This is a genomic window from Acinetobacter sp. YH12116 (assembly GCF_013418895.1).
Classification (GTDB): Bacteria; Pseudomonadota; Gammaproteobacteria; order Pseudomonadales; family Moraxellaceae; genus Acinetobacter; species Acinetobacter indicus.
In genome coordinates this window covers 32,355-58,623 of record NZ_VPBE01000010.1, presented here as the reverse complement: position 1 = coordinate 58,623, position 26,269 = coordinate 32,355, and the positions used below count along the sequence as shown (strand labels likewise).

The 26,269-nt window shown below is 47.0% G+C and carries 27 protein-coding genes; 12 read left to right on the top strand and 15 right to left on the bottom strand.

What is annotated here, in order from left to right; translation table 11 throughout:
* Nucleotides 1-31 precede the first annotated feature (31 nt).
* Complete coding sequence (locus FTU54_RS08125; RefSeq protein ID WP_180074623.1) at nucleotides 32-718, bottom strand: YggS family pyridoxal phosphate-dependent enzyme; 687 nt, start codon at nucleotides 716-718, stop codon at nucleotides 32-34.
* A gap of 123 nt (nucleotides 719-841) precedes the next feature.
* On the opposite strand from FTU54_RS08125, the gene FTU54_RS08120 reads away from it, so the two are divergent.
* Together FTU54_RS08120 and FTU54_RS08115 are read left to right on the top strand one after the other, a co-directional pair.
* Nucleotides 842-1,879, top strand: a complete 1,038-nt coding sequence (locus FTU54_RS08120) for a type IV pilus twitching motility protein PilT (protein ID WP_005179768.1) — start codon at nucleotides 842-844, stop codon at nucleotides 1,877-1,879.
* A 27-nt stretch (nucleotides 1,880-1,906) separates the two neighbouring features.
* Entirely contained in the window at nucleotides 1,907-3,025 is a 1,119-nt protein-coding gene (locus FTU54_RS08115) for a PilT/PilU family type 4a pilus ATPase (RefSeq protein ID WP_005179770.1), read from the top strand.
* A gap of 72 nt (nucleotides 3,026-3,097) precedes the next feature.
* Here the strand turns inward: FTU54_RS08115 and fur are convergent, their stop codons facing one another.
* Complete coding sequence (gene fur / locus FTU54_RS08110) at nucleotides 3,098-3,535, bottom strand: ferric iron uptake transcriptional regulator (protein ID WP_005179771.1); 438 nt, start codon at nucleotides 3,533-3,535, stop codon at nucleotides 3,098-3,100.
* Between the two features lie 112 nt (nucleotides 3,536-3,647).
* Between fur and FTU54_RS08105 the strand changes: the two genes are divergently transcribed.
* On the top strand, nucleotides 3,648-4,046 hold the full coding sequence (locus FTU54_RS08105; RefSeq protein ID WP_005179773.1) for an outer membrane protein assembly factor BamE: 399 nt from the start codon (nucleotides 3,648-3,650) through the stop codon (nucleotides 4,044-4,046).
* Between the two features lie 42 nt (nucleotides 4,047-4,088).
* Here FTU54_RS08105 and FTU54_RS08100 read toward each other — a convergent pair whose 3' ends face one another.
* The 10 genes from FTU54_RS08100 to FTU54_RS08055 form a co-directional block, all read right to left on the bottom strand.
* Nucleotides 4,089-4,412, bottom strand: coding sequence for an RnfH family protein (locus tag FTU54_RS08100; protein ID WP_005179774.1), 324 nt, complete (start codon nucleotides 4,410-4,412; stop codon nucleotides 4,089-4,091).
* A complete protein-coding gene (locus FTU54_RS08095) occupies nucleotides 4,412-5,494 on the bottom strand; it encodes a hypothetical protein (protein ID WP_127800517.1) in 1,083 nt (360 codons plus the stop codon). Before FTU54_RS08095 ends, FTU54_RS08100 begins: the two co-directional genes overlap by 1 nt.
* Nucleotides 5,495-5,660: 166 nt before the next feature.
* A complete protein-coding gene (locus tag FTU54_RS08090) occupies nucleotides 5,661-6,116 on the bottom strand; it encodes a bacteriohemerythrin (protein WP_005179777.1) in 456 nt (151 codons plus the stop codon).
* 256 nt (nucleotides 6,117-6,372) lie between these two features.
* Nucleotides 6,373-7,221, bottom strand: a complete 849-nt coding sequence (locus FTU54_RS08085; protein WP_075168090.1) for a class II glutamine amidotransferase — start codon at nucleotides 7,219-7,221, stop codon at nucleotides 6,373-6,375.
* A gap of 86 nt (nucleotides 7,222-7,307) precedes the next feature.
* On the bottom strand, nucleotides 7,308-8,120 hold the full coding sequence (locus FTU54_RS08080; RefSeq protein ID WP_180074622.1) for a GNAT family N-acetyltransferase: 813 nt from the start codon (nucleotides 8,118-8,120) through the stop codon (nucleotides 7,308-7,310).
* Nucleotides 8,121-8,234: 114 nt separating this feature from the next.
* Nucleotides 8,235-9,137, bottom strand: coding sequence for an acetylglutamate kinase (argB, locus tag FTU54_RS08075; RefSeq protein WP_016659457.1), 903 nt, complete (start codon nucleotides 9,135-9,137; stop codon nucleotides 8,235-8,237).
* 10 nt (nucleotides 9,138-9,147) lie between these two features.
* A complete protein-coding gene (locus tag FTU54_RS08070; RefSeq protein ID WP_180074621.1) occupies nucleotides 9,148-10,572 on the bottom strand; it encodes a phosphomannomutase/phosphoglucomutase in 1,425 nt (474 codons plus the stop codon).
* Nucleotides 10,573-10,755: 183 nt separating this feature from the next.
* Nucleotides 10,756-11,208, bottom strand: a complete 453-nt coding sequence (gene dut / locus FTU54_RS08065) for a dUTP diphosphatase (protein WP_104473366.1) — start codon at nucleotides 11,206-11,208, stop codon at nucleotides 10,756-10,758.
* 30 nt (nucleotides 11,209-11,238) lie between these two features.
* Nucleotides 11,239-13,278 carry a UvrD-helicase domain-containing protein gene (locus FTU54_RS08060; RefSeq protein WP_180074620.1) on the bottom strand — a complete coding sequence of 680 codons (2,040 nt, stop codon included), beginning with the start codon at nucleotides 13,276-13,278 and terminating at the stop codon, nucleotides 11,239-11,241.
* A gap of 127 nt (nucleotides 13,279-13,405) precedes the next feature.
* Nucleotides 13,406-14,056 (bottom strand): OmpA family protein, encoded by a 651-nt coding sequence (locus FTU54_RS08055; RefSeq protein WP_005179792.1) that lies wholly within the window; start codon nucleotides 14,054-14,056, stop codon nucleotides 13,406-13,408.
* 242 nt (nucleotides 14,057-14,298) lie between these two features.
* Between FTU54_RS08055 and FTU54_RS08050 the strand changes: the two genes are divergently transcribed.
* The 6 genes from FTU54_RS08050 to FTU54_RS08025 all read left to right on the top strand — a co-directional run bounded on the left by FTU54_RS08050 (nucleotide 14,299) and on the right by FTU54_RS08025 (nucleotide 18,783).
* Nucleotides 14,299-15,219 (top strand): acyltransferase, encoded by a 921-nt coding sequence (locus FTU54_RS08050; RefSeq protein ID WP_005179793.1) that lies wholly within the window; start codon nucleotides 14,299-14,301, stop codon nucleotides 15,217-15,219.
* Between the two features lie 18 nt (nucleotides 15,220-15,237).
* Nucleotides 15,238-16,293, top strand: a complete 1,056-nt coding sequence (locus FTU54_RS08045) for a preprotein translocase subunit SecA (protein WP_168408722.1) — start codon at nucleotides 15,238-15,240, stop codon at nucleotides 16,291-16,293.
* Between the two features lie 121 nt (nucleotides 16,294-16,414).
* Entirely contained in the window at nucleotides 16,415-17,137 is a 723-nt protein-coding gene (minC, locus tag FTU54_RS08040; protein ID WP_005179806.1) for a septum site-determining protein MinC, read from the top strand.
* 68 nt (nucleotides 17,138-17,205) lie between these two features.
* On the top strand, nucleotides 17,206-18,018 hold the full coding sequence (gene minD, locus FTU54_RS08035; RefSeq protein WP_005179808.1) for a septum site-determining protein MinD: 813 nt from the start codon (nucleotides 17,206-17,208) through the stop codon (nucleotides 18,016-18,018).
* 2 nt (nucleotides 18,019-18,020) lie between these two features.
* On the top strand, nucleotides 18,021-18,293 hold the full coding sequence (gene minE, locus FTU54_RS08030) for a cell division topological specificity factor MinE (RefSeq protein WP_005179812.1): 273 nt from the start codon (nucleotides 18,021-18,023) through the stop codon (nucleotides 18,291-18,293).
* Nucleotides 18,294-18,495: 202 nt separating this feature from the next.
* Nucleotides 18,496-18,783, top strand: a complete 288-nt coding sequence (locus FTU54_RS08025) for a PA4642 family protein (RefSeq protein WP_180074619.1) — start codon at nucleotides 18,496-18,498, stop codon at nucleotides 18,781-18,783.
* Nucleotides 18,784-18,846: 63 nt separating this feature from the next.
* Here FTU54_RS08025 and FTU54_RS08020 read toward each other — a convergent pair whose 3' ends face one another.
* Nucleotides 18,847-21,906, bottom strand: coding sequence for a DNA translocase FtsK (locus tag FTU54_RS08020; protein ID WP_180074618.1), 3,060 nt, complete (start codon nucleotides 21,904-21,906; stop codon nucleotides 18,847-18,849).
* Between the two features lie 247 nt (nucleotides 21,907-22,153).
* On the opposite strand from FTU54_RS08020, the gene trxB reads away from it, so the two are divergent.
* From trxB to FTU54_RS08005, 3 genes are all read left to right on the top strand, one after another.
* The gene (gene trxB / locus FTU54_RS08015) at nucleotides 22,154-23,110 is read left to right on the top strand and encodes a thioredoxin-disulfide reductase (RefSeq protein ID WP_016659465.1); all 957 of its coding nucleotides are present in this window, start codon (nucleotides 22,154-22,156) and stop codon (nucleotides 23,108-23,110) included.
* 80 nt (nucleotides 23,111-23,190) lie between these two features.
* Nucleotides 23,191-23,922 carry a leucyl/phenylalanyl-tRNA--protein transferase gene (gene aat, locus FTU54_RS08010; RefSeq protein WP_005179830.1) on the top strand — a complete coding sequence of 244 codons (732 nt, stop codon included), beginning with the start codon at nucleotides 23,191-23,193 and terminating at the stop codon, nucleotides 23,920-23,922.
* A gap of 16 nt (nucleotides 23,923-23,938) precedes the next feature.
* On the top strand, nucleotides 23,939-24,754 hold the full coding sequence (locus FTU54_RS08005) for an arginyltransferase (protein WP_075168082.1): 816 nt from the start codon (nucleotides 23,939-23,941) through the stop codon (nucleotides 24,752-24,754).
* Between the two features lie 18 nt (nucleotides 24,755-24,772).
* Here FTU54_RS08005 and rimI read toward each other — a convergent pair whose 3' ends face one another.
* Both rimI and FTU54_RS07995 read right to left on the bottom strand, forming a co-directional pair.
* Nucleotides 24,773-25,237 (bottom strand): ribosomal protein S18-alanine N-acetyltransferase, encoded by a 465-nt coding sequence (gene rimI / locus FTU54_RS08000; RefSeq protein ID WP_075168081.1) that lies wholly within the window; start codon nucleotides 25,235-25,237, stop codon nucleotides 24,773-24,775.
* A 103-nt stretch (nucleotides 25,238-25,340) separates the two neighbouring features.
* Complete coding sequence (locus FTU54_RS07995) at nucleotides 25,341-26,222, bottom strand: metal-dependent hydrolase (RefSeq protein WP_180074617.1); 882 nt, start codon at nucleotides 26,220-26,222, stop codon at nucleotides 25,341-25,343.
* Between the last annotated feature and the right edge of the window lie 47 nt (nucleotides 26,223-26,269).

The window sequence follows — 26,269 nt, the reverse complement described above, 5'->3', positions numbered from 1 at the left end:
CAAACAATAAGCTGAATATTGTGATGCAGCGTTATTGCGAATAATCACGCGCACCAAATAATGCCGTACCAATCCGCACCATGGTCGAACCTGCGGCAATTGCTGCATTTAAATCACCGGACATGCCCATACTTAACGTATCCCAATCTGCAGGCTGTGCATGTTGCGCCTTGACCGTATCAAACAGTTGTTTGGCATCCTGAAAGGCGGCAGTGTTATTTGGTGCCGGAATCACCATCAGGCCACGTAAACGTAAATTCGGCAACCGACTGATCTGCTCGACCAGCGCCGGTACTTCGGCAGGGCTACAGCCATCTTTGCTATCCTGTCCATCAATATTGACCTGCAGGCAGATATTCAGTGGCGCCTGCTGATCGCTGCGCTGATTGGACAAGCGCTCAGCAATAATCAGCCGGTCTACCCCATGCACCCAGGCAAATTTTTCAGCCAGATGTTTGGTTTTGTTGCGCTGCACATGGCCAATAAAATGCCACTCAATCTCTAAATCCTGCAGCGCCTCAATTTTTTCCAGCGCTTCCTGTAAATAGTTTTCGCCAAAGGCTCGCTGTCCGGTCTGGTACATTTCCTGCAACACAGCACTCGGATGGGTTTTGGAAACCGCCAGCAGCTGGACCTCTGCCGGGTCACGCTGCGCCTGCTGACAGGCATGCTGAATTTGTTCTAACACATGTTGACGCGATTTTTGCAGGCTATTCATTGATGCGGTTCTCATTTTCATTCATCTTTTTTACTTTGCCCTCGTGCTAGGTGTTGGTTAAGCTGAGGGAAAGCCGTATTATTCTAACAAAATAATTAAGATTTATATGATCTCGGGGAACTTATGGATATTACAGAACTATTGGCCTTTTCGGCAAAAAATGGGGCATCGGATTTACACCTGTCGGCAGGCATGCCGCCACTGATTCGTGTGGATGGTGAAGTACGCCGCATCAATTTGCCCGCCTTGGAACATAAAGAAGTTCACAAGCTGGTCTATGACATCATGAACGACAAACAGCGCCGTGATTATGAAGATAACCTGGAAACCGACTTCTCGTTTGAAGTCCCGGGCGTGGCACGTTTCCGTGTTAACGCATTTAACCAGAACCGCGGTGCGGGCGCGGTGTTTCGTACCATTCCCTCTAAAGTGCTGACCATTGAAGATTTGGGAATGGGTCAAATCTTTAGAGATATCTGTGACTATCCACGTGGCCTGGTGCTGGTCACGGGGCCGACCGGTTCGGGTAAATCGACCACCCTGGCGGCGATGATTGACTATATCAATGACAATCGCTATGACCACATCCTGACCGTGGAAGACCCGATTGAATTTGTGCATCAGTCTAAAAAATGTCTGGTCAACCAGCGTGAAGTGCATCGTGATACTCATGGCTTTAACGAAGCGCTACGTTCAGCACTGCGTGAAGACCCGGATATTATTCTGGTCGGTGAGATGCGTGACCTGGAAACCATCCGTTTAGCACTTACTGCGGCAGAAACCGGTCACTTGGTCTTTGGTACCCTGCATACCACCTCGGCGGCAAAAACCATTGACCGTGTGATTGACGTCTTTCCGGCCGAAGAAAAAGATATGGTGCGTGCCATGCTGTCTGAATCGTTACAGGCGGTCATTTCCCAAACCCTGCTCAAGAAAAATGGCGGTGGCCGTGTGGCGGCGCATGAAATCATGATCGGGATTCCGGCCATCCGTAACCTGATTCGTGAAAACAAGGTTGCGCAGATGTACTCAGCCATTCAAACCGGTGCCAACTACGGTATGAGTACGCTGGACCAGAGCCTGAAAGCCCTGGTCAGCCGTGGCGTGATCAGTCCACAGACCGCGCGTACTGTGGCGAAACAGCCAGAATCGTTCCTCTAATCGTGTGCAGGAAGCCAGGACAGCGCTATGGACTTTAATGATTTATTGAATTTAATGATTCAGCAAAAAGCATCGGACCTGTTTATTACGGCCGATGTTGAGCCTTCCATGAAAATTAACGGCCAGATTGTGCCAGTGGCCAAATCCAAACTGACCGGGGAAATTGTCGGCCAGCTGCTCAACTCGATTATGACCGACAAGCAGCGCAAGGAATTTGCCGATACCCGTGAATGTAACTTTGCCATCACCAACCGTGATAAAAGCGCACGTTTCCGTGTCAGCGCTTTTCAGCAGCGTGATGAACCGGGCATGGTGCTGCGTCGGATTGAAACCAAAATTCCGACCATGGAAGAACTGAAACTGCCACCGATTTTAAAAGATCTGGCCATGACCAAACGTGGCATCATCATCTTTGTCGGGGCAACCGGTACCGGTAAATCGACCTCTTTGGCGTCAATTATTGGTTATCGTAACCAGAATTCCAAAGGTCATATCATCACCATTGAAGACCCGATTGAGTTTGTGCACGAACACGCCGGCTGTATTATTACCCAGCGTGAAGTAGGCATTGATACCGATTCGTTTGAAGTGGCACTGAAAAACACCTTGCGTCAGGCCCCAGATGTGATCCTGATTGGTGAGATCCGTTCACGTGAAACCATGGATTATGCAATTGCCTTTGCCGAAACCGGTCACCTGGTATTTGCCACCCTGCACGCCAACAACGCCAACCAAGCCATTGACCGGATTATCCACTTCTTTGAGGCTGACCGTCATGGCCAGCTGTTTATGGATTTATCACTGAACCTGAAAGCCATTGTGGCACAGCAGCTGATTCCTACTATTGATGGCAACTCACGTCGTGCCGCGATTGAACTGCTGATTAACTCGCCACTGGTGTCCGATTTAATCCGTAAAGGCGATGTGCACGAAATTAAAGACCTGATGAAGCGTTCACGTGAGTTGGGTATGCAAACCTTTGACCAGGCCCTGTATGACCTGTATAAAGCCAAGCAGATCAGCTACAAAGATGCCCTGAAACATGCCGACTCGCCAAACGATTTGCGTCTGCAAATCAAGCTGTCGGAAGAAGGCGGCGAGCGTTTAATGCATGCCACTTCGAATATTACCTTCGACGGGCAATAATTTTAGGCAAAAAAAACAGGCTGATCTTCAGCCTGTTTTTATGGGTTGATTTATTGATGGGCAGTTTTGCGCTTATTTTTTACGGAACGCTTCGCGGCATTCAGGCGCATCGCAGTAGCCATATAAATTCAGTGAGTGACCGGTCAGTTCAAAACCAAACTTTTTCGCCACTTCATGCTGTTCGTGTTCAATCACGTCGTTGGTAAATTCCACCACTTTATTACAGTTCTGGCATACCAGGTGGTCGTGGTGATCTTCCTGCATAATTTCAAAAACCGAATGATTATTTTCAAAATTATGACGCTCGATAATCCCCGCGGCTTCAAACTGTGTTAACACGCGATACACAGTTGCTAAACCCACATCTTCACCCTGTTCGAGTAAAGTCTTGTAAATATCTTCCGCGCTTAAGTGATGTTGTCTTGAATTTTCTAATAATTCCAATATTTTAATTCGTGGAAGTGTAACTTTAAGGCCAGCTTTGCGTAGATCTTGATTTGAAATAGGCATGAAAAAAGGTCTCTCAACAAAATTAAAGTTGGAATATGCAACAAAGTTAAGATGCAGTATGATCTATGCTTGGATCGAATGCATCAATAATTAATTGGGATAGTGTAGCAAAATGCAAAAAGTCATGTTGACGTTATTCGTCACTTCATTGCTCATGGGTTGTTCGACCTTGGGCGTTTATAAAGTAGATATTCCTCAAGGCACCCCCTTAACCCAAGCACAAGCTGCAAAAATTCAGGTCGGCATGAGCCACCAACAGGTCCGCTTTTTGCTGGGTAGCCCAACCATTTCAGATCCAATGAATCCTTTACGTTGGGACTATATTTACCATTATATCCCAGGAACCTATGCTAAAAAAGCCAAGATTCCCGCTGCACAAGGTCAACACTTAAAAATCTACTTCGATCAAACCGGTATTGTGCAGAAAATTGAAGGTTTAGAAACCATTCCTGAACAGCAACCAGGCTTACCGGGTTCAAAAGAAGCAATTTTAACCGCGCCCCCACTATAGCCCCTTTCAGATAAAAAGAAACCCCTCAGTGAGGGGTTTTTCTTATGAACTCAATTGCTTAAAGCGATTGCCTTTGGCATAGCGGCCCACCGGGTTTTTCGCTGCTCGTTTGCGGCGGATATCTTTCGGATTAATGGTCAGCGGCCGGTAAATCTCGACCCGGTCACCCGGTTGCAGTGGCTGCTGCGCATCGGTTAAACGGCTACCAAAAATTCCCAGTTGCAGCGGTTCAGGCAAACTGACCTGTTCGCTAATCCCGCTCTGCTGAATCGCATCCAGCGCAGTCATGCCATTTTGATACGGCACTGCCAGATGAAACTGCTGTTCGGCTGAGGCAAAAGCCACCCAGACATACTGCGCAGTCATCAGAACATTTGTCCAATCACGGCCAGCAGCGCAGCAATAATTGCCAGTGGCAAGACAATACGGATGGCAATACGCCACAGGTTATAAAAGGCTTCACTGCTGAAGTTCATGGATTTACGCAAATGACTGATTTTCATGATCCAACCGGCGAAAATCGCATAAATCAGACAAATCACCAGGCCCCAGATCATCAGCAGCGGATTTAACACACTGGCCAGACCTGGAATGGCCCAGATCAACGTGGCTGCCAGCAGAATGATCCATTGAATTGCCACTGCAATCTGACGCTGTGCCAACTGTTCACGTGCCAGTTGCAGGATGAGCGCAGCAGCCATCACCACAGCAAAAGCCAGCGCAAAAGCGGGTAGCTGAGCAGTCGCGGCAAAGAAAGCAAAGGCAATCACGGCCAGTAATTGCGCCAGCCAGATCGGGAACACGGTTTTGGTCGCCACCTGTTGCTGTTGTACCGCCGGCAAACTGGTTTGCCAGTACAGACCCAGACCTAGGCCACTAGCCACCAACGCCAGTACTGTGGCATTGCCCCACTCGCCAAACTCAAGCGCGGTCATTTGCCATTCAGCAACCGGAGCACCCATCACTTGCGCCAGAATAAAGGCAGCAATCACACCGACCGCAGTCAGGCCAAGCAGCAGCAGACGCGAAATAAAAGACAATGCCAGGGCAACCAGTGCCAAGCCAATAAAAATCCACAACGGTAGAATCGTTGGCAGTGCCAGCTGGGTCAGCATTTGGCTGACATTAAACAGCATCGCGCCTGCTAAAAATGGAATAAACACCGCGGCCAGCCAGCCCACCAGACGCCACTGTGCAGAGGCATCGGCATCACGGGTCAAACTGGATAGAGCCTGCAAGGCTGTAGTTTTTGAGCGCTTGGCCAGCGCAATTTCCATATAGGTCAATGGCAAGGCCAGCACCAGCATGGTACCCAACCACAGCAGCCAGAAGTCCAGTTGACGTTCCAGCTGAATGCCAGTGACCGGTGCCAGTGTGGCAATCAGAATAAATGATAAACAAAATGCCATCAGCGGCGATAACCATCGTGACATAGCATTGTCCTGCATGATGCTTTCCTAATAAAAATCTATCGCTATTTTGCCCTTGTCACCCGGGAAAATCAAAAACTAAAAAAGAAAAAGCAAACCATTGCCATCAATGGTTTGCTGCGCTAGTTTTTAGTCCAATATTGTTGTTCTCTGGTTTTATTAATTGTGCAGTAATTTATTCTGTTTATGAGAAGAAACGGGCAAACCAGTTTTTACCTTTTTTCTTTTCTTTTTCCTGAATAATACCCATCATATTTTCTTTTACAGCGCCAACATAATCTGCATCATCATGCTGAATATGGTTAATTAACCATTTTGACAACACTTCGTGCAGTTCTCCTTCAATGGAATGCCCCATTTCAAAGCGTTCACGATACGACTCGATTTTTTTAATAAATAAGTCATGTACGCGTTTATGTGGTACGCGGTATTTATAACCGGCTTCTTCTTGTAAAGATTCTTCAAAGGTAAAATGAGACTGGGTATAGTCAATAATATTATCGAGAATCTGTTTAATACGGGCACGATCGGTATTTTCACCAATCTCGACAATTTCGTTAATATAATCAAGAATACGTTTATGTTGGTCATCAATCACATCGATGCCAGTATTATATTCTGGAATCCACTTCATTTTCATACGACCACCCCTGAATCAAATGATTTATAAGCTTTGAGCATAGTAGCCATATTTAATTTAAAATAAAAATGAAGTGATTTACTTGGGATTCCTGTTTCTGCCAACAAATTCACACAAACCCTTGTTTTATAATGTTTATATTATTTTAACCTGAGCAAAAGAGTCAGTTATTATTTAACCGTTTTATTATTTTCTGCCGTATTTTTAGACTTAAATAAAATACGGCACTATTTAAAATAAAATATACAACAGTAGATTAATATTGATCGGCGCGGGTAATCCGTTTTAATTCCGGATTCAGACGTTCTTTTTCCAAACGTTCAATATAAGTCAGCTGTTTTCTGATCGGCTGTCCCTGCTGGAATAAAATCATTTCGCCGGGGCTAAAAGCCTGCCAAGTTTCATTTTGAGTCAACGGTTCAGTGGTAATCACCGCCACCCGATCTTCCGGTGTGGTAACCTGGCTAAAATCGACCTCGACATCAATATCAATTAATTGTGCCGGTTTAAACGGGTATTCACGCACCAGCCAGTGCAGTTTGGTGGTGGCATAGCTAAACAGCGCCTGACCATTAGACAGACAGAAGTTAAAGGTGCCATGCTCGGCAATTTTCGGGGAAATTTCGGTCAGCAGTTCAAAGAGCTGCTCTAAAGACGGTTCCACAAAACCGAATTTCAGTACCATCTGATCGAGCAAATAACAGAATGCCCGCTCGCTATCGGTATTGCCCACCGGGGTAAAATGACCGCTTAAGGCCGGATCAAAATGGTGTAAATCGCCATTATGGGCAAAAATCCAGTGGCGTCCCCACAGCTCCCGAATAAAGGGATGGGAATTTTCCAGGGTAATTTTGCCTTGCGTGGCTTTGCGAATATGCGCAATCACATTGCGTGATTTAATCGGATAGTTGCGTACCAGCTCGGCAATGGGCGATTCCACTGCCGACTGGTTATCGACAAATAAGCGGCAGGCCTTGTCTTCAAAAAAGGCGATGCCAAAACCATCACTATGGTCGGAAGTTATGCCAGCACGTTGTGAAAAACCACGAAATGAAAAGGTAATATCAGTAGGTGTTGCACAATTCATTCCGAGTAACTGGCACATACAGGACTTCAACATCTGATTAAAACTGCATTTATTGTGCATGACTCTGTCAGGCCATGCAAATCACAATCACTGCAAAGTTTTATTTATTCCACAATGTGACGGGTATTTTTCTTGAGTACCATCTTTTTTAGCACCTGGTTCATTTCGACAAAGACAAAATAATCCAGACAGTTAAACTCCTGATCATAATAGGCTTCGGTGGACAGTTTGCCCTGCATTTTCAGGTAAATATCAAACAGCTTGGGAATCCGGCCCTGTTTCAGCGAAGTCATTTCAGAGGCCTGTGAAATATACACCTGTTTCGAGGCAATGTTACAGCGCTGCTGTTCGCTTAACTGCTGGATATACTGATGGGTATGATAGGCACGCGCTTCATTGCCTTCTAAACGCACACTGACACAGCCAATCAAATAACGGGCTTTCATGCTCCAGAGTACTTTCGGCACCAGATTCAGCCATAAAATGGATAGAGCTTTACCGGCCCGATGCCGTGGATGCACGCAGGTACGGCCAATTTCCACAATATTGTTGAGATGCTTTAATTGCTCTTCAATGGCAAATTCGCTGGCACTATAACTTTGCGCCAGCTCATGCCCCTGAAACAGTTTTAATCGGGTATAGGCCACAATTTCCCCACTGGCCTTATCCCTTAATACGGCATGTTCGCAGCCAAAATCGTAAACATCCTGATCCAGTCCATGCTCAAACTGCAAACCGAACTGGTTGGCAAACTGCTCGGCACGAAATTGCTGTACTTCTTTTAACTGTTTTAAATTTTCAACCCATTCAAAGCTGTATTCTGTTTTTGTTGTGGTTTTAAAATCATATTTGGTATGATTTTTTTTGCTTAAAGGAAAACTCAAATTTTGTCGATATTGATTGAGTTTGGCTAACATCGATCAGCACTCCTAATGTTCTGCCTATACACTAGGCGATGCAGATGACAATTCAATGACCAAAAATCAGCCATAAAAAAAGGCCTCCTTAGAGACCTTGAGTTGTTTTAACTCTTAGTGTTTGGCGGCACGGTTGGTAATTAAAGTGCCCACTCCATGGTCAGTAAAGACTTCCAGCAAAGAGGCATGTGGCACACGGCCATCGACAATATGCGCACTGACCACGCCATTTTTGACGGCATCCAGCGCACAGCCTACTTTCGGAATCATACCGCCATAAATTACGCCGGTTTCAATTAACTGATCGACTTCCTGAGTGGTTAAACCGGTCAGCAGATTCTTGTTGGCATCCAGTACACCCGTAATGTTGGTCAACAGAATCAGTTTTTCTGCGCCCAAAGCTTCAGCCACCTTACCAGCGACCAGATCGGCATTAATATTATAGGTATTACCGTCTTCGTCGACGCCTAACGGCGCAATCACCGGAATAAAATCGCTTTGGGTAAACATTTCCAGTACGTCGGTTTTCACGCCGACCACTTCGCCGACCAAGCCTAAGTCAATTTTCTGTACTGAACCATCTTCTGCGGTTTTTTCCATCAGCAGTTTTTTGGCCCGAATCAGGTTGCCATCTTTACCGGTCAAACCAATGGCACGGCCGCCATGCTGGTTAATTAAATTGACGATAGATTTATTCACGCTACCGCCAAGCACCATTTCTACCACTTCCATGGTCGCCGGATCAGTCACGCGCATGCCATCAATACGGTCAGATTCGCGGCCCAGCTGTTTCAGGAAGGAATCGACCTGTGGACCACCGCCATGCACCACAATCGGGTTTAAACCGACCGTTTTAAGCAGCACAATGTCACGTGCAAATGAACTTTCCAGCTCAGGATCGGTCATGGCATTGCCACCATATTTCACGACCAGCGTTTTACCCATAAAACGTTGAATATACGGCAAAGCTTCTGTCAGAATCTGTGCTTTGTCGATGCCAGTCTGTTGCTGTGGCATGCGCCTCTCCTTATTGAGCATCTAAAATGTCTTGAGCAATCTGCGGATAACGGTTGCTCAGCATGGAAACAAAGGTATGACGAATATCCGCTAATCGTGCCGGATTATCGGCATCAAAACGTACTGTAAAATATTCGCCCGTATTCGATGCTCGAATAATGCCAAAACCATCTTCAAAATCAAGTCGAACGCCATCAATTTTACTTAATTGTGCGGCCAATGGCTGACTTAAGGTTTCAAGCTCATGTAAAACATGCGCTGAAGCAATGTTGTGGGTGCTGATATAAGTATCTTCAGTACAGCAGCGTTCAGGATATTTGGCCAGCAGTTCAGACAGGCTTCGCTCCGGGCGCTGGCTTAAATATTCCATTACCCGCAGCGCGGCATACAGGCCATCATCATAGCCAAAGCCGCGCCCGTCATTAAAGACATAATGCCCGGCATATTCACCACCAAACACTGCGTGTCCCTTTGATTGCGCCAGATACTGACGCAGGAAGGTGCTGCCGGTACGAATCATTACCGGATGGCCACCCAGCGCGCGTACCGTGTTACGCACCATGGTCGAACACTTCACATCAAACACCACTTCATGCTGTGGATGTTGCTGTAAACACATTTCGGCAAACAATGCCAGCAAACGGTCTGCACCAATCACTTTGGCCTGTTCATCGACCAGAACCAGACGGTCGCCATCGCCATCCAGTGCAATGCCTAAATCTGCCTGATGCTGCTGTACCGCCTGTTTCAGCTTGCTTAAATGTTTTTCCTGAGAGGGATCTGGGGCATGATCGGGGAAATGCCCATTGGCCTCACAGCGGATTGTGATCAGCTCGCAGCCCAGTTTTTGCAAGACCAGCGCAGCGCAGCGACCCGCTGAACCATGCAGACCATCGAGCACCACCTTAAAACGGCGCTGTAATTGAATATCATCGAGTAGCGCCTGCTGATACTGCAGGCAAAATTCCGGATAAATCTGATGCGGCTGTTCAGCCACAGGCTGCTGTCGATGTGCCAGAAAATAGTTGCTGGCATGGGCCGCCACCTGCTGGATCTTGTCTGGCGTCGGGGGTTCTCCACCCAGAATCCATTTAATACCATTGTCAGATTTGGTATTGTGACTGGCCGTAACCATAATGCCATTGCCATCAAACTGGCGGGCAATGTAATACAGCATCGGACTGGAACAACAGCCTATTAAGGTCGGGCTTAAGCCCTGCTGCTGGAGCACCTGCATGATCAGATCGGCATAGGCCGGACTGCTGAGTCGAGCATCATAACCAATCACTACGCGTGTGCTGCCCGTGTTTTTAATTTGTACGGCCAAACCCAACGCCACCGCTTGCACCAGTTCAGGCGTCAGCAAAGTCACCTTGCCACGAATGTCGTAAGCACGGAAAACCTGAAAAGGGAAACTGGACTGTTGAATATCCATGGCAGAACTACTTTATATATGAATAGGGAGAATGATTGTTTTAGGCTTTTTAATATAAGAACTGATTCTATGCGGCCGAAAACAGAATTCACGCTACAAAATGTAATTTTAAGTGTTTGTTGCGTTACTTTCTAGCGTGTTGTGATAAAGCCTGATGTTTAGGCTTTATCATTCAAGCAGATTTTAAGCTTTACCGGTATGGCCAAAACCGCCAGCACCACGTTCGGTGGCTTCAAATTCATCGACCAGATCAAACTGGGCTTGTACCACCGGCACCAGCACATATTGCGCCAGACGCTCACCTGGTTCCAGGCTAAATGCAGTTTGACCACGGTTCCAGACCGACACCATCAGTTCGCCCTGATAGTCAGAATCAATCAGGCCAACCAGGTTGCCGAGCACAATACCATGTTTATGGCCCAGACCCGAACGTGGCAGGATTAAACCGGCAAAATGCGGATCTTCAATATAAATCGCCAGACCAGTTTTGACCAATACGGTTTGACCCGGCTCAATGACAGTGGTCTCATGCACGCAGGCACGCAAATCCAAACCTGCCGAACCAGAGGTAGCATAGGTTGGCATTGGCCATTCTTGGCCCAAACGTGCATCAAGCACTTTTACCTGAACTTTCATCAGTTATTCCTGTTTATATCAATGAATGGTTTAGCGTTTAATTAACGCACGTAAATTTTCCAGATAATGCTGGGCCTGCAGTTTCGGATCGATATCGCCAGCCAGCTTTTTCTTGCGACCCAGCCATTCCAGCTCATCTTGTGGCATTTCATCTAGGAAGCGGCTTGGGGTCATCTGTTTCATCTGCCCGCCAGCCTTACGCTGCTCGGCCAGGGTAATGGTGAGGCCTTGACGCGCACGGGTAATGCCCACGTACATCAAACGGCGTTCTTCTTCGACCGTTTCAGCCACAATCGAGTTTTTATGCGGCAGAATTTCCTCTTCCAGTCCAATTAAATAGACATACGGAAATTCCAGACCTTTGGAGGCATGCAAGGTTAATAAGTTGACCTTGTCAGTGTCTTCTTCCTCCTGTTGCTGCTCAAGCATATCCAGCAGCACCATTTTACGGATCACGCTTTCAATATTTTTTTCGTCCACATCTTCAGCGCGGTTAATCAGGCTTTGAATACTGCTGTACAGCACTTCAATATTGTCCAGCTTGGTTTTTTCCTGCGCAGGCGTGGCGGCGCTTTCTTTGACGTAGTCGATATAACCAGCTTCGTTCATCATCTGGCGGATGATTGGCACCGGTTCATCATCTTCCAGCAATTCACGGGTAAAGTTCTGGATAAAGTCGGCAAACTCGGCCAGCTGAGTCGTGGCTTTTTTCGGAATGGCCATGGTCAAACGCTGATCACCTGCTGCCGCCAGCAAGGACAGATGGTTTTCCTGTGCAAATAAGCCCAGTTTTTCTAAGGTCACCGGGCCGATGGCACGTTTTGGCGTGTTGATAATGCGCAGGAAAGCACTGTCATCTTCCGGGTTAATAATCAGCCGTAAATAGCTCATCACATCTTTAATTTCTGCCCGGGCGAAGAAAGACTGACCTCCTGACAGCTTGTACGGAATCTGCATCTGGCGCAGCTGGGTTTCCAGAATACGCGCCTGGAAGTTACCGCGATACAAAATCGCATAATCTTTCCAGTTTTTACCGTTCATCAGTTTATGCGTGATCAGGTCTTTGACCACGCGCTCTGCTTCATCATCATCATTGCGGCAGGTAATCACCCGGATGACTTCACCATGGCCTTTGTCCGACCAGAGTTTTTTGTCAAAAATATGCGGGTTATTGCCAATTACAGTATTGGCCGCTTTTAGAATCCGGCTGGTGGAGCGGTAGTTCTGCTCCAGCTTGATCACTTTTAAATTTGGGAAATCTTCTTTTAAGAGCGCCATATTTTCCGGTTTGGCGCCGCGCCAGGCGTAAATGGACTGGTCATCATCCCCTACGGCGGTGAACTGTCCCATTACCCCGACCAGAAGTTTGACCAGAATATACTGCGCGGTGTTGGTGTCCTGATACTCATCGACGAGCAAATAACGCACCCGGTTTTGCCATTTATCGCGGACTTCAGCATTTTCCTGCAATAACCGGGTTGGCATCACAATCAGGTCATCAAAATCGACTGCGTTATAGGCACGTAAATTACGCTCATACAGCTGATATAAATGCGCCATCTGGATATCTTCTGGCGTTTCACAGGTGGTATGTGCCTGCTCCGGTGGAATCAGGTCATTTTTCCAGTCCGAAATCATTTTCATGGCCCGCGCAATCAGCTCTTTGCTTTCTGCACCCGATAAATTGTCGCGATGCATCAGATCCATCAGAATGCGTTTGCAGTCGTCGGCATCCAGAATCGAAAAGTTGGCTTTAAGCGAGGTATGTTTCAGCTCTAAACGCAGTAAATTTAAACCGAACGTATGGAAGGTCGAGACCGAAAGACCTTTGGCTTCTTCACGCGACAGCAACTTACCAACCCGCTCTTTCATTTCACGCGCAGCCTTGTTGGTAAAGGTCATGGCGGTAATCCGGTGCGCCGGAATACGGCATTGCTGCACCAGATAGGCAATTTTCCGGGTAATCACCGAGGTTTTACCTGAACCTGCACCTGCAAGCACTAACAAGGGTCCTTGAGTATATTTCATGGCTTCAAGTTGCTTGTCATTGAGTTGACTTGCCAGTGACATAGTGTTTCCTCTATTTCGGTTCGAGCTCGATTATAGTCATCTCCACCACAGTTGCCTAATCTAAAATGCTGCTTTTCTGGTCATAAAAAAAACCACCCGAAGGTGGTTTTTTGAATTCTGGACCGAATTACTGGATCGCGTAAATGCTGATCTCAACACGACGGTTTTGTTCACGGCCTTCTGCAGTTGCGTTAGACGCGATCGGGTTTGATGAACCGTGACCTTGGGCATTAATACGTGCAGTTGATACACCACGAGATGCCAGGTAGCTCGCTACAGATTGCGCACGCGCCTGAGATAACGGGATGTTGATAGAGTCATTACCAGTGCTGTCAGTATAACCTGTCACCAAGATACCGCTCTTGTTATCTTCAGTCAGAACTTGCGCCACTTTATCTAGAGTTGCATAGAAGTTTGGCTTGATGTTTGACTTGTTGGTATCAAAAGTAATGTTACCTGGCATGATCAGGCCAACAGAACCATCTGGGTTACGGTTAACATCTACACCGGTACCAGCCATTTGTTGACGTAATTTTTTCTCTTTATTGTCCAAGTAGATACCTGCAGCCCCACCGAGTACCGCACCAATTGCTGCTGCACGGTTGTTTTGTGCGCTGGTATTGGCATTCCCTTTAGAAACACCATAACCTGCTGCCGCACCAATAATGGTTCCTAATGCGGTTTTGTCATATTCTACGCCGCCCAGGTTATTACCAGTGGTTTGACAACCTGTTAATACCATTGCCCCGACTACTGCTGAAATTGCTAGTGCACGCATCGCATGCCTCCTTACTTGTGTTTTTCGTATATGGGAAAGTTTGGATGAAATAAAGTGCTTAGACCATTGATTTTTTGTTAATAAATAAACTTTTATTTACAATTTGCAATAATCTCATGTTGTTCTACGCATAAGTTCACCATAATTCCTACACAGTTTCACTTCAACACTTTTTTATTTTAAAAACAACAATTATATTGGGCGGAACTTCGTATAAGTTGTTTTTATATTCAGGACTGTTTATGTCATCTAAAACCAATAAGCAACCGCTCTTAAAAAAAATCACAAAAGGGCTTACGGTCAGCTCAGTGATCACCGGCAGCACTTTTTTACATGGACCGCCGGTACTGGCTTTGGGCCTGACCAAATTGTTCAAGAAATCGGCCAAGGTCGACCAGACCAATATCCAGATTACCAACAGCTGGCTCAGTGTCAACAACTGGCTGATTGACCATGTATTACCCAATACCCACTGGGACATCAGTATTGAAGATGGTCTGGAACTGAGCATGCAGGGCCGTTATTTAATGACCTGTAACCACCAGAGCTGGGTCGATACCACCGTCAACCAGTATTTCGGTTTAACCCGCATGCCGCTGACCCGTTTCTTTACCAAATGGGAACTGATCTTCATTCCTTTTGTCGGACAGGCCTTTAAAATTCTGGGTTTTCCAATGATGAAACGGCACACCAAAGAACAGATTGCCAAAAATCCGGCGCTAAAAGACCGCGATATGCTGGAAGCGCGTAAATCTTGCGAGCAACTGCTCAGCCAGCCATTTACCCTGCTCAACTATCTGGAAGGCACGCGCTTTACCCAGGAAAAGCATGATCAGCAACAATCACCGTATCAGCATCTGCTGAAACCCAAAGCTGGCGGTCTGGCGCTGGCGCTGAATATTCTCGGCAATGAAATTGATGCGCTGGTAGATATGACCATTGTGTATCCGGACGGCGCACCGGGTTATGGTGAATTCTGGCTAGGTGAAGTGCCACGTATTGCGGTCAATCTGCGAAAAATTGACATTCCAGACTGGGTCTTGGGTGGTGACTATGAAGAAGATGCCGCATATCGGGAACGTTTTCAGGACTGGGTGCATCAACTCTGGACAGAGAAAGATCAGCTCATTCATGAAATGAAACAGAAATTTGCTGAGCAGTAAGCGAGTACCAAAAGCATTATGAAGAAACGCGAAGAGCCGGTGATCAAATCTTCCTTTCACTTTGTCAGAAAGGACTCATGGAGCTGGAAAGTAGTGCTGGTATACGACATCTTTATGATGGCGTTAATTCTCATCAACCTGTTCTGCCTGAGTGCCAATGCCATTTTGATGAGTGATTTTGGTGACTGGCTTTTCAACTTTATTCAATTGCCGGAGGTACTGCAATTTTATCGCACAGAACTGCGTCCCTGGGTCATTATTACCGAAGGCTGGTTTACCACCTTCCTGATTATCGAATTGCTGGTACGTTGGGGCCTGGCGATTATTTTCCGGCATCATGCCCGCTGGTGGTTCTTCCCCTTCGTACACTGGTATGAAGTGCTGTCGATTCTGCCACAGCTGCGTTTTCTGCGTTTATTACGTGCCGTGGCAATTGGCTACAACCTATATAGTCATGGCTACAAGGTCATCCCGGACAGCATCTTCCGACGTGCCAACTTTTATTACAACCTGGTGATGGAAGAACTGTCGAGCCGGATTGTGCTGACCATTGTCAATAACCTGCAACGTGAACTGAGCAGCAGCACTGGTCATCGCCAGTTTATTGATGATCTGGTCGAGCAGCACCGCAAACTGCTGGCCGCAGCACTGGCCGACATCTTGCAGCAATCTTTGGGTAAAGAATTGCAGAGCCAGCGTCAGAGCATTGCCGAAAATGTCGGTCAGGTGGTGAGTCAGGCCATTGAAGATACCCCGGAGCTGACCCAGTTACTGCGCCTGCTGCCAATTGTCGGCGGACGTATGGAACGGCAGATTCAAAGCATTGGCCAACGCCTGGGCGAAAATATTACCCAAGGGCTGATTCAGCCTTTTGCCCATCATGACACCCTGCCAGATAATGTGGCCTATGCGCATATTGCCAACAAAGTCAGCCAGATCGAGATTGAACATAATCCGCATATTGATGCGTTGGTGGAATCTGCGGTATTTGAAACCCTGGAAGCCATTCGCAAACAGGTGAAAGTTAAAAAGTGGCAACAGATCCTGAATGAGCAGGAAACTGACAAAGAATAGCCAGCAATAAAAATATTTAAACCTTCGGCTAGAGTATTCGGCCGAATTGTTCTAGGATTTGCTCTATTTACAACATTTACTTCGACAACAATGAACAGGTCAGAAGTCTTAAGGAATCATTATGGCTGACATACGGATAAAAGGCAGAATGGTCAATGCGATTCGCATTAGCTTAGATACAGATGATCATGATGCGATCCGCCAGCAATTGAGCCCAATGTTACAAAAAGGGTTTCCACCCCAAATTCCGGCGGTGATTGAAAGTTCGGTAGATCAGGAATTAATTGCCCTGATTCAACTGCTGATTGATCTGAATGTACAGCCACTGGCCGTGGTTGAAGGCATTCTGTCGGAACAGGCGCGTGCCATCCAGTTCCCGGTAATTCCGCAGGATCGTCAGTTACAGCAGATCAAAGCCACCCAGGAACAAGTCATTGAAACTCCGGCAGAACCTGAAGCACCTGCCGCAGAAGCCGCGGTGGTAGAAGCTGCAGCGGCACGAATTTCGCATGTGACCTCTTATCACGATGAAATTCTGCGTACCGGTCAATGTCTGGTCCAGAACCAGGGCGATATTATCTTGAAAGCTGGTATTAACAGCGGTTCGGAAGTGATTGCTTCAGGAAATATACATATTTATGGTAGCGTTCGTGGTAGAGTCATTGCCGGCGCAGGTGGGAACAGTTCAGCACGAATTTTCTGTCATTCCCTAGAAGCAGAATTGGTATCTATTGCAGGCACTTACTGTGTGGCGGACGATATTCCCCCGCACGTAACGAAAAAACCGGTACATATTTACCTAAATGACAACCAAGAGCTTGTATTTGAAGCTCTGGAATTTTAATGTATAAATAAACACCAAAAAACCCCATACACAAAAGGGGGATTTAAACCATAACAGGAGTGGATTCGGTGGCGAAAATTGTTGTCGTAACATCAGGCAAAGGTGGCGTAGGTAAAACTACAACGAGTGCATCTTTTGCAACAGGTTTAGCCCTACGTGGCCACAAAACTGTTGTTATCGATTTTGACGTGGGTTTGCGTAACCTGGACTTGATCATGGGTTGTGAACGTCGCGTTGTTTATGATTTTGTGAATGTTTTAAATAATGAAGCGCGTTTACAACAAGCATTAATTCGCGATAAAGATATTGAAAACCTTTATATTTTACCTGCTTCTCAAACTCGTGATAAAGATGCCCTGACCGATGAAGGTGTGGCACGTGTCATGGATGAGCTTGCTCAAGAGTTTGATTACATTATCTGTGACTCACCAGCAGGGATTGAGCGTGGCGCCATTTTAGCCATGTACCATGCCGATGAAGCGATTATTGTGACCAACCCTGAAATTTCTTCAGTACGTGACTCGGATCGTATTATTGGCATGCTCGACAGCAAAACCAAAAAAGTAGAACAAAACGAAGGACGTATCCGTAAGCATTTATGTATCACACGTTTCAATCCGGAACGTGCCGATAAACAGGAAATGCTCACCATTGACGATATTTCAAAAGATATTTTACGTGTACCAACTTTAGGTGTAATTCCAGAATGTAAAAGCGTTCTGCAAGCATCTAACGAAGGTAAGCCAGTCATTCTGTATAGCGAAACTGAAGCGGGTCAGGCGTATGATGACCTGGTGGCACGTTTCTTGGGTGAAGAGCGTCCATACCGTCACATTACTGCTAAACCTAAAGGCTGGTTAGCACGATTATTTGGAGCGTAATTATGGCAGGATTCTGGAGTAAATTATTTAGCAGCGAAGAAAAAGCATCAAGTGCTCAAACCGCCAAGGATCGTTTAAAAGTCATTGTTGCTTCTGAAAATGGTTTAGGCCGCCGCCTGAGCCAGGACAAAATTGACCAGATGAAAAAAGAAATCATGCAGGTCGTGAACCGCTATGTCCGCGGTGTCGATGAACAGCACATTCAAATGTCGGTACGTTCTGAAGCCAACATTGAAATGCTTGAAATGAATATCAATTTGCCTGAAGAGCGATAATCTGATTTTTGATTAGTCAAGCAAATTGAATCAAGGCAGAATATGAGGCTGGAGTAGCAAACTTAAAGCATTGCTTTAAGGATTTGCCCAGCCGCAAGACGAGAAGCTGTGCTTCAAGATAAAGTGCACAAAGACACTTTGCCTCTTGCGAACTCATATTTTGCCTTTTTTTCATTTCGAAAAACTATTCCAGGAGATTGCGATGGCATTGTCTCAACCAGCAACATTCAATGAAGAATGGTCAGATGAGCGTGTATTTGCCTACCTGAATCAGCTTCCTCCGAATGGTGTGAATGCTGATTTCCATGTGCTTTACCATGCATTTAAACATATGCGCCCAGCAGACTATGAGCGTTTACTGACCCAGTTTGTTGCCGATGGCCGTGATGTAAATGCCGCCAATCCGGAAGGACAGCGCATTCATGACGTGATTGCTGAATTCCCGCGTCAAAGCGCAGAATTCTTGGCAGTACTGGCAAAATTTGCTTAAGTCACACTGTCCATAAAAAAGCCCACCTCTTGGTGGGCTTTGTTTATAAAGATCGAGAACAGCTTAAACCAGAATTTCACGCTTGCCGTTCGGACCCTGTTCACTGACAATACCCTGCTCCTGCATCTGATCGACAATACGCGCCGCACGGTTATAACCGAGGCTAAACTTACGCTGTAAAGACGATACCGATACTTTACGGGTTTCCAGCACAAAGGCCACACACTGGTCATACAGCGCATCACGGTCGGAGCCGCCATCACCACCATCTTCAAAACCACGTGACGCTGGTTCTTCATCAAATGGAGTCAGAATTTCATCGACATAATCCGGTGAACCCCGTTCACGCCAGGCATCACAAATCCGGTTGACTTCATCATCGGAAATAAAGGCACCATGCACACGTTCCGGTTCAATTTTACCTGGTCCGAGGAACAGCATGTCACCATGACCAAGCAGGTCTTCTGCGCCGCCAGCATCTAAAATGGTCCGTGAGTCAATTTTCGAGTTCACACGCAAGGCAACGCGAGTCGGGATATTGGCCTTGATCAGACCGGTAATGACATCCACCGATGGACGCTGGGTAGCCAGCAATAAGTGAATCCCCGCCGCACGTGATTTCTGTGCCAGACGGGTAATCATTTCTTCGGCTTTTTTACCCACCTGCATAATCATGTCGGCAAACTCATCCGCCACAATCACAATTGATGGTAACGGCGTCAAGCGCGGTGCGCGTTCCTGGGTTGCTGAATCGCCCGGTTTCCAGGTCGGATCAATCAGGTCTTCGCCATTGGCCAGGGCTTCTTCGACTTTGCGGTTATAGTCGCTGAGTTTACGGATTTTCAGGAATGACATCAGCTTATAACGGCGTTCCATTTCATTGACACACCAGTTCAGGGCGCTGACGGCATCTTTCATATCCGTCACCACTGGCGTTAACAAATGTGGAATATCGTTATAGTTGGCCAGTTCCAACTGTTTCGGGTCAATCAGAATTAAACGCAGTTGATCTGGCTTGTATTTAAGCAGCATCGACAGAATCATCGAGTTGACCGCTACCGATTTACCGGAACCGGTGGTCCCCGCAACCAGCATATGCGGCGCTTTGCCCAGTTCGGTAATGACCGGATTACCAGAAATGTCTTTACCCATCGCCATCGACAGGATGCCATCCTGATCTTCAAATTTTGGGGTTTGCACCAGCTCAATCAGACGCACCATTTCACGGGTACTGTTTGGCACCTCAATACCGATATACGGTTTGCCCGGAATCACCTCGACCACACGCACCGAAGCCATCGACATGGAACGGGCCAGGTCACGGGAAATATTGGTGACTTTCGAGGCTTTTACCCCCGGCGCCAGATCCAGCTCAAAACGTGTAACTACCGGTCCCGGCTGTGCTTCCACCACTTTGGCTTTGACATTAAATTCCTGCAGCTTGATTTCCAGCAGTCCAGATAAACGCTCCAGCTGCTCTGCGGTGAAGTTGACCTTTTTATTTGGATCGACCTTATCCAGTAGCTCCAGACCCGGCAATGGTGATAAATCACGACGTTTCTCTGCGACCTGCATGGCACGCGACATTGGACGGCCCATGGCATCGGTTAATGGCGCATCAAAGTCAAATTCATCTTCTTCTTGCGGTTTGCCTGCAGTTTCATGCCACGCCTCAATGAATTCTTCTTTCGATAGGGCTTCTTTCACCGCGTCATTGACCACTGGTGCAGCCGCTGTGGCACTTACCGCAGCCTGATGCTGAATAGGCGCCTGTACAAAAGCCGAAGACTGCGCATAACTGCTGGTAGTTCTTGGGGCAGGTGCTTCTGGCTTCAGATCATCAATCAGCAGATCATCCAGCCCTTCAAATTCTTCATCACTCAGACGGTTTTTCGGGCTTGCATACTGCGCTGTGGCAGCCGATGGCATTTCAACCGCTTGTACGTCTGGCACCGGCTGGATGTGCGGTGCAGGTTCAGGCTGCGACTGACTATTAAATGGACTATGCAGATCCTGAGCAGCTTTCCCATTCGGTACAGCAGCCAGCAATTCGTCAAAGATTTCGTCATCATCCCAGTCAATATTAGACTGCGGCGTATTCGATGCAGGCGGTGCATCATGCACGGGCTGGACCACTGCATTAAAATGATCTTTCGGTGCGTGCGGAATCTGATCCTGAGAAGCACGTAACAGCTCATGAATATCCTGACTGTGCTTCTGGCCAGCATCATCATTCAGCGCACGCCAAACTTCACCGGTTGCCACCACACGCTGACTGTCCTGGGTCAGGCGATGGGCTTTTTCAACCGTCTGTTCAAAGGCCTGCTCTTCTTCATCCAGCAGATCCTGCTCTGCAGAACGCTGCTGTTCACGCTCGACCATATCATCAAACAGACGCTCGGCCACCTGTTCATGACGGGACACCGCTGGTGCCACCGGAGCTTCTTCGACTTCACGATGTTCTGGTGCCGGTGTAACCACTTCGGCTGCGGCTGGCGCAGCAGCCACCACTGTTTTTTTAACGACCGGTGCCGGTTGATCAGCTTTAGGCACATCACGGTAAAACAGGTCTTGTAAATAAGCTGGCGTGGCTTTTAAAGTCACCCAGGTCCGGTTCCATTTAATCCCAAAGGCCAGTGTAAACAGGACACCCCAGAACACCAGCAGGAAAAAGGCCGCGCCATAAATAGTGAGCAGCTGCGACAGGCTCTGCCCCAGTTCATAACCAATAATCCCGCCAGAAGCATTGTCCAGTGTATCGGCCGGTACTTGCCAGAACAGGTACAACAGACTGGCAGTGGCCAGCAAAATAAAGAACTGCGCCGCATAACGGAAAGGACGGTTCAGGAAACTGCGCGGCCACCACACCTGAATGGCTTCAATAAACAGGTACAGCGGAATCAGCAGACTGGCCCAGCCCAAAAAGCCGAACAACAGGTCGGCAATCCATGCGCCGGCGACCCCGCTGGCATTGGACACCTGCTGGGTATCACTAGACAAATGCATCCAGCCCGGATCAAAAGGGGTATAGGTGACTGTCGCAAGGAACAAATAAATCCCGAATGAGACCAAAAATAATGTCATTATTAAGCGCTGTGCATAAGCACCCGACACCGCAGTCATATACTGTCCTGTAACCAATTTTTCATAAATGTTCTTGTGCAACCCGCCAGTTTGGCATGGCCATAAAATAGATATTATGCACCTGTTGCAGCAAAAAAGATGCAAGATTATTGAAGTCAGTTGTTAACTTTTTCTATATAGCTTAAATCGATTTCTATGATCAATAATATCCACTGAATCTCACACAACTGTTATACAGTTTCACGTATAATTCCATAAATTGCTCAATAATAAAAGGATGCTACAGATGGGTGCTCGTCATTCACGTTTGATTATTTTAGGTTCAGGACCTGCAGGTTATAGTGCTGCTGTTTATGCTGCACGTGCCAATTTAAAACCGACCTTAATTGCAGGTTTACAACTCGGTGGTCAACTTACGACGACAACAGAAGTAGATAACTGGCCGGGTGATCCGGAAGGTCTGACAGGACCAGCGCTCATGGAACGTATGCAGGCCCATGCGGAACGTTTCGGCACCGAAATTGTCTATGACCATATCAATGAAGTCGATTTAAGCGTGCGTCCATTCGTCCTTAAAGGCGATATGGAAGAGTTCACCTGTGATGCCTTAATTATTGCCACCGGTGCTACGGCTCAATACCTCGGTCTGGAATCTGAAGCCAAATTCATGGGCCAAGGCGTTAGTGCCTGTGCCACCTGTGATGGTTTCTTCTACAAAAACCAGAACGTGATGGTAGTCGGTGGTGGTAATACCGCAGTTGAAGAAGCGCTGTATCTTTCCAATATCGCCTCTCACGTGACCCTGGTACACCGCCGTGACAGCCTGCGTTCAGAGAAAATTCTGCAAGATCATATTTTTGCCAAAGAAAAAGAAGGCAAAATCAGCATTCTCTGGAACAACCAGGTCGATGAAGTCCTGGGTGATGCACAATCTGGTGTGACTGCCGTACGTTTGAAATCTACTGTCGATGGTTCAACCCAGAATGTAGATGTATCTGGTATGTTCGTGGCGATTGGTCACAAGCCAAATACGGGCATGTTCGAAGGCCAGTTAAACCTGCGTGATGGTTATATTCAGGTTCAAAGTGGTACTGCCGGTAACGCAACCCAAACCTCTGTACCGGGCGTATTCGCAGCCGGTGACGTGGCAGACAGCGTCTATCGTCAAGCGATTACATCAGCTGGTTCAGGCTGTATGGCAGCCCTAGATGCTGAAAAATATCTGGATGCCCTAGGTGAATAATTTTGCCTAAAGCACGAGCCGCCCAATCCGGGCGGCTTTTTTATGTATGATAGAGATCTGTTTCGATTCAGAGTAGCTGTATGACCGCACTTGCACCCTCACAATTTATTTTCCCCCATCCTGATGAAGCTGATCCACAGGGTGAAGGACTGATTTGTATTGGTGCAGACCTGTCCCCCTCGACCCTGTTTGAAGCTTATACCCACGGCCTGTTTCCGTGGTTTTCCGACGGTGATCCGATTTGCTGGTGGAGTCCCGAGCCGCGCTGCATTATCCGCCCTCAGGATTATCATCCAAGCAAGTCACTGCTGCGTAACATGAAAAAAGGTGATTACCGGATTAGCATCAATCAGGCCTTTGAACGGGTGATTCGCTGTTGTTCGCTGCCACGGGCTTATGCCAATGACACCTGGATTTCCGAAGACATCATTCAGGGCTATATTGACCTGTTTGAGGCCGGTTATGGCTATAGTGTCGAAGTCTGGGAGCAGGATGCGCTGGTCGGTGGTTTGTATGGCGTCACCATTGGCCGCGGCTGCTTTGGCGAGTCAATGTTTAGCCAGCGCACAGATGTCTCTAAAATGGCGTTTTATACCTTAATGCTGATTGGCCGCGACAACGCCCTGCCCTGGATTGACTGCCAGCTGGTCAATGACCATCTATTAAGTCTGGGCGCCTGTACAATAACTCGCCAAGCATACTTAAAATCGTTACAAGATGTTGTAAAACAGCCGGCGATAGATTGGAAAAAATACCAGGAGGGTGTATTTTCAAGTAAAACAATAGCGCAAAACGACTCACTGGATGAATAAATAAAGAGGGATTGCCATGAATTCATATCAACCGAAATCCCTGCTCAACGAATTACAATATTATATTACGCCGCCGCATAACTGCAGTTATCTGGATGATAAATCTGCTCGCATGGTGTTTTTAGATCCGGCGCACCGGATTGATGTGGTGACCCTGTCTGAACTGTCACGCATGGGCTTTCGTCGTAGCGGTGACTTTGTCTATCGGCCGGAATGTCATTTATGCCGTCAATGCCTGTCTTCGCGCGTGCCGGTACACGAATTTCAGATGAACAGCACCCAGAAAAAAGCCTGGAAACGCAATCAGGACCTACACGTCACCATCCGCTCTACCCAGGAAGCCAATGAACAGCATTATGCGCTGTATGAGCGTTATATTAATGAACGCCATGCCGATGGCGATATGTATCCGCCAAGTCAGGATCAGTTTGAAAAATTTCTGGTGCACAGCTGCACCGACAGTTTCTTTTTAGAACTCTGGCACGAAGACCGGCTGATTGCGGTCTCGACCTGCGACCTGCTCGATGATGGCCTGTCTGCGGTGTATACCTTCTTTGATCCGGATGAAAACCGCCGCTCCTTGGGCGTGTTTGCGATTTTAAAACAGATTGAACACACTCAAAAACTGGGACTACCTTATGTTTACTTAGGCTATTGGGTGCCACATTCCAATAAAATGAATTATAAATCGCAGTATGTACCGCTGGAATTGCTGATTGATGGCCAATGGCGCCGGCTCAACCGCAGCTTAAGCAGCGAAGAAATCCGTCAATTGGGAAACTCTCTCATGACCACCCTGCCGAGTGGTTGGAATAATTCGATTATCAAATAAAACCTGATCAATTAAAAATTAAGGTGATGAAAAGAGCGCGGCAAAATCATCACTACAGGCTTTAACCATGATAACCGCATGTTCACGTGTGCCATCCGGATTTGGATAATAATTTTTGCGTACATCAATTTGATGAAAGTCAGCTTTTTCATACAGCCGGATGGCCGCAGTATTACTTTCACGCACTTCCAGAAAAATCTGTACTGGCTGATTCGGCAACTGCTCAATCGAATGCTCCAGCAGCTGATAACCCAACCCCTTCCCCTGCTGTTCAGGCGCAACCGCCATCAGCAACAGGTTAGCTTCATCCAGCACCGGTTGCAAAATACAGAACCCGACCAGCTGTCCTTGCTGCTCGATTACAGTACATTGATAGCTGTCTACCGCTTCAGCAAACTGTTTCAAGCTCCAGGGATGGCTTTGTACCTGTTGCTCAATTTTAAATACACTATGAATATCAGCGTGTTGCATTAAACGAATCATCTTCGTTCATCATCGGTCAAAACAAAGTTCGCATTATAAGAGCTCTGGATAAAAAATCGAGCAAAAAAAAGGGCAATTTTCATTGCCCCAAGAGTCAACACCGTTAGAAGCCCAATTTGGCTTTCCATGTGTCCAGCAGACTGACGGTATCTAAATCGTTCGGGTGAAAGCCCGGGCGGAAATATGCCAGCATCTCACGGCCCATACCGGTAATAATGCCCTTAGACGGGCTATAGGCATAGGTATAAATGGCCTTCAACGCTTCCAGATTTAGCTGTTTGTCTTCTTTTAACAGACGGAACAGGAAATAGTTTTGCACCACAAATAAGGTCAGCATGGCGGCAACCAGTGAGCTGGTGCGCAGTAAATAGGCTTTGGTGCCTTGACCGAATACCCCCTCAAACACATCATAAGCCACCGCTTTATGCTCGTTTTCTTCAATCGCGTGCCACAGCCACATGGTTTTCATGGTGTCATCGCTCATCAGTTCCTGAATATGCGAATTACGTAGCAACTGGGTGGCAATAGTCGCGGTAAAATGTTCCAGTGCGGTGGTTGCGGTCAAATCAACCATTTCCTGAGTGATGCCAAAGGGCTTACCAACACCGGCAAATACCTTACGCGCGCCTTGAATCACTTTATCGGTATAACGGTCTAAACGTTCTACATCATGGCCATATTTTTGTGCCGAGGCATTAAAGCCAACATGCTCCTGGGTATGCATGGCTTCCTGGCCAATAAAGGCTGAAATTTCTTTTTGCAGTTCCTGATTATCTTTAATCGCCGGGTGATAACGCACCGCACGTACACTATCAATAAAGAATTTTTCACCGGCTGGAAACAAGGCGGATAAAGCAGTCATAAAATGTGTCAGGCCAGCCGAACCTTGCACCCAATATTCTGGAACCTGATCAAACTCAAACGCCATACGACGTACCGGGAAACTGGCACCTGCGCGGTTGGTAATATTTACTTTAGCATTCATGACCTCAACTCCTTTCAAGTGAAGCGTCTCACCTGAAACTTTTATTT